General features: G+C 36.3%; 5 protein-coding genes. 3 read left to right on the forward strand and 2 right to left on the reverse strand.

Annotation, left to right across the window (positions count from 1 at the left end):
• Positions 1 to 237: 237 nt before the first annotated feature.
• Positions 238 to 1,407 (reverse strand): Gfo/Idh/MocA family protein, encoded by a 1,170-nt coding sequence (locus tag MMU07_RS21275; protein ID WP_241128629.1) that lies wholly within the window; start codon positions 1,405 to 1,407, stop codon positions 238 to 240.
• A gap of 328 nt (positions 1,408 to 1,735) precedes the next feature.
• On the opposite strand from MMU07_RS21275, the gene MMU07_RS21280 reads away from it, so the two are divergent.
• The 3 genes from MMU07_RS21280 to MMU07_RS21290 all read left to right on the forward strand — a co-directional run bounded on the left by MMU07_RS21280 (position 1,736) and on the right by MMU07_RS21290 (position 6,418).
• Positions 1,736 to 2,521: a Fic family protein gene (locus MMU07_RS21280; RefSeq protein WP_241128630.1), complete on the forward strand. Its 786-nt coding sequence runs from the start codon at positions 1,736 to 1,738 to the stop codon at positions 2,519 to 2,521.
• Positions 2,522 to 3,472: 951 nt separating this feature from the next.
• Complete coding sequence (locus tag MMU07_RS21285) at positions 3,473 to 5,041, forward strand: BspA family leucine-rich repeat surface protein (RefSeq protein WP_241128631.1); 1,569 nt, start codon at positions 3,473 to 3,475, stop codon at positions 5,039 to 5,041.
• Between the two features lie 18 nt (positions 5,042 to 5,059).
• On the forward strand, positions 5,060 to 6,418 hold the full coding sequence (locus MMU07_RS21290; protein ID WP_241128632.1) for a BspA family leucine-rich repeat surface protein: 1,359 nt from the start codon (positions 5,060 to 5,062) through the stop codon (positions 6,416 to 6,418).
• A 538-nt stretch (positions 6,419 to 6,956) separates the two neighbouring features.
• Here MMU07_RS21290 and MMU07_RS21295 read toward each other — a convergent pair.
• On the reverse strand, positions 6,957 to 7,610 hold the full coding sequence (locus tag MMU07_RS21295; RefSeq protein ID WP_241128633.1) for a helix-turn-helix domain-containing protein: 654 nt from the start codon (positions 7,608 to 7,610) through the stop codon (positions 6,957 to 6,959).
• Positions 7,611 to 8,452 lie beyond the last annotated feature (842 nt).

An 8,452-nucleotide genomic window follows, 5' to 3' on the forward strand; every position in this document is an offset into this window, starting at 1 on the left:
TCTGATTCACGCATTTTGTCCGTGTATAGGTTTACAATTTTGAATTAAATTGTGTCAACCTATTTCAGTACATGACCCTCCTTAGCTCAGCTGGTTAGAGTCCCGCACGTGCGGGATTAATCATGTCCCGTACGTACGGGATAGGTTCAAGTCCCGCACGTGCGGGAGGAGCAAAAAGCCTCAAATCGAAAGATTTGAGGCTTTTTTTTTATTGACATTTTAACTCAGTGGTTAGAGTCATGCATCAAGGGGATATTTAAATTCAGATTGAAGATTGACTTTTGTCCCTGTTGCTGAAGATTTTCGTGCCGCTTCCATAATTTCAAGAACATGCAAGGCATGCTCAACATTGATTTTAGGTTCGGTTTTGTTGATTATGGATTCAGCTACTTTTGTGGCGCCCTCTTGCCAAACATAACCGCCTGTCTCTTGATGATATAAAGTTGCTGGATGATCGTAGGAATCATCCAAATAAACACCGCTGGTTTCCCAATCGTAACCGATTAATCTCAAATTCCCTTTATCCCCAAAAATCTGAATGGAATGCAGTTGTTGACCATGCGCCTCATGGCCATGAGGATCAAAATAATTGAATCCACACATTACATGGGATATAATTCCTTTGCCATGATCCATTAATATGTGTGCATTGTCCTCTTCTTCTACTTGTACCAATCCTTTTTCATAAATCATGCGCTCTGGATTGACTATACTGGTCATTGCCATTACTGATAAAGCAGGGCCAAGTAATCCTGTTAAGGTTGCAATATTATAGACTCCAAGATCTGGCATACTTCCACCATCTTTTTCATAAAAGAAAGAAGACCAATCTGGGCCGGTATGCCCATATTGACCATGGGCACTGGCAACTCTTCCTAATTTCCCTTCTTGAATACATTTTGCCATAAATGAAAACTGTGGACTATTTACAACAGCTGGGGCTCCCCATAATCTTAAATTCTTACTTTTTGCCAATTCTAACAAAGCTTTACCTTCAGCATAAGTGGTTGCTATTGGTTTTTCACTCCAAACGTGTTTTTCAGCCATCAATGCTTTTTTATTCAAGTGTCCATGTTGTTGCATGTCAGTAAGTGTGACCATCATATCAAAAGGCACCCCCTTGAGCATTTCATCTATGTTCGGATAGGTGGCTGCATTTACCTTGTATTCCCTATTTTGAGCTAATGCCCGCTCATATTTGATGTCACACAGACTCACTATTTCAATGAGTGATGAACTTTGTAAATGTGGAATATATCTGTTGCTCACACTTCCGCAACCTATCACACCTATCCTGAGTTTTGAGCTTTTGGATTCCTTTGCAAAAGATTCTAAGGATGATAGAAGAATGGCTGCACCTGACATTGCTGTCATTTTCAAAAATTCCTTACGGGAAATTTCATTCATGGCCTTTTTTTAATCTAAAAATACATAGTAATAAGAAATCCTGCATAACTCGATAAAATAAAATCAAGGATATAAATTGAAGATTAAGCTTAATACTTTCAGTTTTTTTACGAGAAATTAAGAAAGGGAACAAATGGGTTGATATAAGTTTTTCATTAATTTGAATCGAAAGTGCAAGCAATCTGCTGCAGCTTCTGTCAATAGGGGGAGCAGAAGCCTTTCAGTAATGCAAGGTTTTTTTGTTTTAGGCAACTCTACAAACCATTAATTTTTTTCAACACATTTGTTGACTAACTTGAACTTATATTAAGCTTAAGCTTTAAAAGTGATGAACAAACAATTACAAATTCTAAGTAATGATTTACTTTCAGAGTACTTGGAAAGAGCACAGAAAGGTTTAATTCTTGCTTTTGAGGCCTTGCAAGACGCGGAAATATCCACAGACAGTTTTAGTTTTTACACTTCTGTTTCCTCTGTTTACAGTAGCAAAATAGAAGGAGAAGCCATTGAGTTGGATAGCTACATCAAGCATAAGAAATTCGGGATTGAATTTTCGACCGATTACACCAAAAAAATAGATGACCTATACGATGCGTATACTTTTGCAAAATCAAATGCATTGAATGAAAGTAACATTAGAAAGGCACATGCATTACTCAGTAAAAATATTCTAAGCAAGAATAAACAGGGAAAATATCGTACCCAAAACATGTATGTGTCCACTCCTGATGGGCGTATTGAATATGTTGCTGCCACCCCTTTTGAAGTTGAAGCAGAAATGATTAAGTTTTATAATGATTTGATGCTCTTACTCAAGACAGAAATGCCAATTGAACAAGTATTTTTTTATGCCTCAATGATTCATTTGGTTTTTGTCAAAATCCATCCTTGGAACGACGGAAATGGAAGAAGTGCCAGATTATTTGAAAAATGGTTTTTAGCAGAAAAATTAGGCGATAAGGCCTGGTTTGTACAAAGTGAAAAAATGTATTACAACCAACATCAAACCTACTATTCCAACATCAGGCTTTTAGGTTTAGAATACCCTACCTTGGATTATAATAAAGCGCTTCCTTTTTTACTGATGCTTCCATCTGCTGTTCTTTATCGCTAGGACAACTGGAATTCTGCGATAGCCTGCCAAGAAAAATTTTTCAGCGGAATAGCTACTTACCCAAATTAATCTATCCTGGACTTTAATGAAGTCGAGTGAAGAATATCCCTAAATGATTTCATTGAAAACTTCTTTCAAAGTCAAAAACACCCTGCTTCGGGTGCAACTATCGATGATAGGAGGAGCCAATTTAAAAAAGAGGTTAGAAACAACCTTTTAAAATTTTTCGAATCTTATTCATGGTTATGAGGTCGATTAGCCAAAGGTTAAGCATAGCAAATTTTTTTATAGTAGTATGCATTTCAAAGCAAATTTTAAATTCCTTCAATAGACCAAATCCTCTTTGTACAAGATGGTGTCATCACTAGATTTTTTATTTCTGCTCTAATTGTAGGGTCCAGAAAAGTAGTTGTGAATTTTACTTTTCTTAGATATGAATATCCTCTATTTAAAACCCTAATTCGGCTTTAGTTTACTAAAAGAATTTTTCAATCTTCTTCGATTTTGAAGCCTTGGGTAAAATCTACGAAGCACTGAATTTTAGATTTCCTGATAGCTGTCCTCAAAAAAATGAAATTACTACGTCATTATCCTGAAATGTGTGTCAAATTCTTCAAAATCAAAAAATGAAGGATTTTTTCTCTTCCATTTAAATTTCATTTGCATTCAATCACTGAGCGACAAACAGCGAAGTAAGTCACTGAACAACTCCATGCGCATCAGGAATAAATTTAAAAATCTAAGCAAGTTCAATATATGGAACGATTGAGTATTTGTTTTTCTTATCCTCTGTTTTATTCTTTTCGGGTTGTCACCTTAATCAAGTGAACGAATATGAGGGAAGACAAAATTTCTTTTCCGGTATTAGACCTGCAACTCATAAAAATAAAACAGTCTGAGGGACCTATCCCGATTAATTGCCAACAATTGTAATCATAAACACTAGAAATCATGAAAAAATTTAGTCTAATCCTCCTTATTTCAATATTGTTTGCAAGTGTCTTTACCTCCTGCAAGGATATTGAAAGCCCTACTGGAAATATGGGAGAAGTCAAGTTTACGCTCTCAGTCCCTGACTTTCAGAATACGGGAAGACCTAATGCAAGGGTGCAAGCTTCCAATTCCGACTGGAATCATATCTATGCAGACAATGCGGTATTGAATATTACCAACAAAGTCAATGGACTGAAATATACCTTGCCGTACAATCCAAATAATTTTTCAGCCCCCTTCAGCATTACACTTCCTTTTGGCAGTTACACCTTTGAATCAAACGTTTCGGGTGGTGTATTTGAAAGTTTTCTTCCTTATTCACTTGAGGGTGAGCTTAGGCTCAACAGCCAAAGTATGGACATCACGCTTGAGGCAACAACGGACTATGGTCTGGTGACGGTGAAGAACCAGTTTGTCACAGATGCCACTATTTCAGCTACAGGGGTGAGTTCAACGACTTTGTCCCTGCTTGATAATAACACCTTTCGTTACGTTTATGTACAACAAGGCACCCTTGCCAATCTAACAATCACAGAGTCCTATGAGGGCACATTGATTGAAAGAAGCATTGCTGTATCAGCTTACGTACATTACAACTTTGTCCTTAAAATAGGGGCAGGAAATGTAAATATCATAGACCTTGTCATGGCTCCTTTTGAATTAGAAGAAGAGGAGATAATTATTGGGGGGGCTGTAATTGAAGATGCTGTTTTTTTTGTAACAGATTTAGGCACCATCAAATGCCCGGAAGCTGCCGTGGGAGAAAAAGGTATGGTGAATGGTAAAGAATATGAAGCAGTGGATAGGGCTTTGCTCATTCAAAGAAGGAATGAAGGGGCAGATTTGACCTGTGTCTGTACCTCATTGGTGACGGATATGAGAGAACTGTTTTTTGACCGCCAATTCAATCAAGACATAGGAAATTGGGATGTAAGTAATGTTACTAATATGCAGGATATGTTTTTTTTATCCACATTCAACAAACCCATAGGGAACTGGGATGTAAGTAATGTTACTAATATGAGTTTTATGTTTTCTGATTCCCCTTTCAACCAATCCATAGGCGACTGGGATGTCAGTAATGTTACTGTTATGGAATGGATGTTTGGTAATTCCGAATTCAACCAACCTATAGGAAACTGGGATGTAAGTAATGTTACTAATATGCAGGATATGTTTAATAATTCCATATTCAACCAACCCATAGGAAACTGGGATGTCAGTAATGTTACTAGAATGGGTTTTATGTTTACTTTGTCCCAATTCAACCAATCCATAGGGAACTGGGATGTCAGTAATGTTACTAGAATGGGTTTTATGTTTTCTGATTCCCCTTTCAACCAACCCATAGGCGACTGGGATGTCAGTAATGTTACTGAAATGAATTTTATGTTTGCTAGGTCCCCATTCGACCAAGACATCTCCTCATGGTGTGTTAAAAAAATTCCTTCAGAACCAATTGGATTCTCACTTAATTCACCTATTAATTTCGAAGCCAAACCCATCTGGGGAACCTGTCCAGACTGACCATAAACACTAGAAATCATGAAAAAATTTAGTCTAATCCTCCTTATTTCAATATTGTTTGCAAGTGTCTTTACCTCCTGCAAGGATATTGAGAGCCCTGCTGAAAATATGGGAGAAGTCAAGTTTACGCTCTCAGTTCCTGACTTTCAGAATACGGGAAGACCTAATGCAAGGGTGCAAGCTCCCCCTGCCAATTCCGACTGGAATCATATCTATGCAGACAATGCGGTATTGAATATTACCAACAAAGTCAATGGACAGAAATATACCTTACAGTACAATCCAAATGATTTTTCAGCCCCCTTCAGCATTACACTTCCTTTTGGCAGTTACACCTTTGAATCAAACGTTTCGGGTGGTGTATTTGAAAGTTTTCTTCCTTATTCACTTGAAGGTGAGTTTAGACTCAACAGCCAAAGTATGGACATCACGCTTGAGGCAACAACGGACTATGGTCTGGTGACGGTGAAGAACGAGTTTGTCACAGAGGCCAATATTTCAGCTACGGGGGTGGATTCAGAGCCCTTAAACCTGCTTGATGATGATACCTTTCGTTATGTTTATGTACAACAAGGTACCCTTGCCAATCTACAGGTCACAGAGTCCTATGAGGGTACATTGATTGAAAGAAGCATTGCTGTATCAGCTTACGTCCATTACAACTTTGTCCTTAAAATAGGGGCAGGAAATGTGAATATCATAGACCTTGTCATGGCTCCTTTTGAATTAGAAGAAGAGGAGATAATTATTGGAGGGGCTGTAATTGAAGATCCTGTTTTTTTTGAAACAGATTTAGGCACCATCAAATGTCCGGAAGCTCCCGTGGGAGAAAAAGGTATGGTGAATGGTAAAGAATATGAAGCAGTGGATAGGGCTTTGCTCATTCAAAGAAGGAATGAAGGGGCAGATTTGACCTGTGTCTGTACCTCATTGGTGACGGATATGTCTTTTATGTTTGATTTTTCCGTTTTCAACCAAGACATAGGAAACTGGGATGTAAGTAATGTTATTAATATGAGATTTATGTTTTCTGGATCGACATTCAATAAACCTATAGGAAACTGGAATGTTAGTAATGTTACTAATATGAATGGAATGTTCGGAATTTCCCAATTCAACCAAGACATAGGAAACTGGGATGTTAGTAAAGTTACTAATATGCAGTTTATGTTTGAGCGTTCCCAATTCAACCAAGACATAGGGAACTGGGTTGTAAGTAATGTTACTGAAATGAATTTTATGTTTGCTACATCCCCATTCAACCAAAACATCTCTTCATGGTGTGTTACAAAAATTCTTTCAGCACCAAATGGATTTTCAGAAGGATCACCCCTTACTTCCGGAAACAAACCCATCTGGGGAACCTGTCCAGACTAACCATAAACACTAGAAATCATGAAAAAATTTTAGTCTAATACTCTTTCTTTCGATCCTGTTTGCAATAGTCTTTACCTCCTGCAAGGATATTGAAAGCCCGGCTGCAAAGATGGGAGAGGTCAAGTTTACGCTCTCAGTCCCTGACTTTCAGAATATGGGAAGGCCTTAGGTGCTTCTATTATGATTCAGGTTTCAAATCTTTAAACTGGAACAATGTAGAATAGATTGGAATGAATTTATATTGTCTGATTCATTTTAGAAATTAAATTAAAAATGCCTCTAATGAATAATTGGGGGCATTTTTTTGTTACCAGCAAAACTACCCCTAATCCGAAAACTCAATCTGAGTCAGATAAAATGATCCACTGATTTAAGCTTCTCTTCTTTCATTTTGTACTATTTATAGCTTAAATTGTTACACCTATTTTTGTTCTCGGAGGACAGGAGACATTCATACTAGATATAGAAAAGGCAAAAGCTAAAAACTTTATGATTTGTAAAAGGTATCTCTTTTAAAAATTAATTAAACAAAAAATAATTATAGAATGGAATCTTTTACAGAAATGGTAGCAAGGGCTTCTTGGTATTCGGTAGGAGAATAGCCGGTCTGCTTTTTGAAATTTTTGTAGAAAGTACTTCTATTGGTATACAGGCATTTGATAGCTAGGGAATCAATGGTGCGTGTATCCAAATACCCAGATTGGATCAATTTCATGGCATATTTTACTTTCAGAATATTTTGGTATTCCCCAAAGGTGCAATAGCTGTAGTATTTGAAAACATATTTCAAGTGACTCTGTGGGTAGTCTATCTTGAAGGCAAGTTCTTTCAGCGTAGGCAGCCATTGGAAGTCTTGGAGTAATTCCTTTTCTTGTTTTTTAAGGGCAAATATGATTTCTTCTACCTTGCCCTTCACTTTTTTTTCTACCTCGAGATCTTCTTCTTCGGTGTTTCCTTTCTTCTTATTCCGCCAGATTGCAACTTCTTCACTTGTAGCTGTATTTATTTTTTCGAGCAACAGCTGTTCCCCATACAGGATCACAGGGTTTTTCAAAATATACAGGACAACAAAAAACCAAATTAGAGAAGTGGCATTATAAAATTGTGTTAAAATATTATTCACTGTCCCGGTCGAATAGGTCAAAAATATGTAATTGGCAAAAAGGTAACTAAGGACTAAGATTCCATACATGATTAAAGCCCAATTTTTGATAGACTTAAAATGTATAAGTTCTTTATAATTTTTTCTGTTGTATAAAGTATCCTTAATTAAAATGAAAGGTAAAACAACATAGAGAGATGAATAGATAAAAAAAACCACTTGAATAACCCCTAGGCTTGGATTAAAAATGATGTATAGTATTGAAATAAGTGTAGGGAGTAAAAAGTGTAAAGAGACTTTTTTGTAAGGAGTTTGCGTGAATAACAAGTTGTAAAAAAACAAGTAATAAACTACAGGTATAAAAAATACAAAAGTTAAATACGTCTTGAAAGGATTGGAAAAGGATTCAACTAACTCAAAAGTTTCCAGCCCATTAAAAAACCGTTGAATCCCGACTATTCCCAAGATAACAAAAAAGAATCCGTTGAGCTTTTTATCTTTTTTGTAGTTCATCAATACTATTACAATGAGCAAAAGCAAAATGAAGCCAATGAAAAATGATAATTGATTTAAAATCATTTGATAATGTCTGAAATTGTAAATAAAACGTAGTTTTTCCGTGCCGAATTTTCGGACAATAGCTTTAACTAAGGAGTGATTGGGCTACTTTACTGTTTAAGTTTGATCAACTTTTCAGAAAGCAAATGCTTTAAAAGCCAATTATAAACCCACAGAAGCGTTTGTAAATTAAATTTAGAAGATTTCTTTATAAAAATAAATAAGGCATAAATTAATTTCTCGGTGGGTTTAATTGAGATATGCTAAGTTAACTATACCTGATGAATCTAAATATTTTCAATAGCGTCCTAAATAAAAGATGAGAGGTCTCGTTTTTGCCCAAAATATGTATTTTGGGTTTGCACCAAAAACCT

The organism is Cognataquiflexum nitidum, assembly GCF_022538055.1.
Classification (GTDB): domain Bacteria; phylum Bacteroidota; class Bacteroidia; order Cytophagales; family Cyclobacteriaceae; genus Cognataquiflexum; species Cognataquiflexum nitidum.

Excerpts from the sequence above, each read along its gene's own strand:
- MMU07_RS21275 (WP_241128629.1), bottom strand. The coding sequence starts at position 1,407 with ATGAATGAAATTTCCCGTAAGGAATTTTTGAAAATGACAGCAATGTCA.
- MMU07_RS21280 (WP_241128630.1), top strand. The coding sequence starts at position 1,736 with ATGAACAAACAATTACAAATTCTAAGTAATGATTTACTTTCAGAGTAC.
- MMU07_RS21285 (WP_241128631.1), top strand. The coding sequence starts at position 3,473 with ATGAAAAAATTTAGTCTAATCCTCCTTATTTCAATATTGTTTGCAAGT.
- MMU07_RS21290 (WP_241128632.1), top strand. The coding sequence starts at position 5,060 with ATGAAAAAATTTAGTCTAATCCTCCTTATTTCAATATTGTTTGCAAGT.
- MMU07_RS21295 (WP_241128633.1), bottom strand. The coding sequence starts at position 7,610 with ATGTATGGAATCTTAGTCCTTAGTTACCTTTTTGCCAATTACATATTT.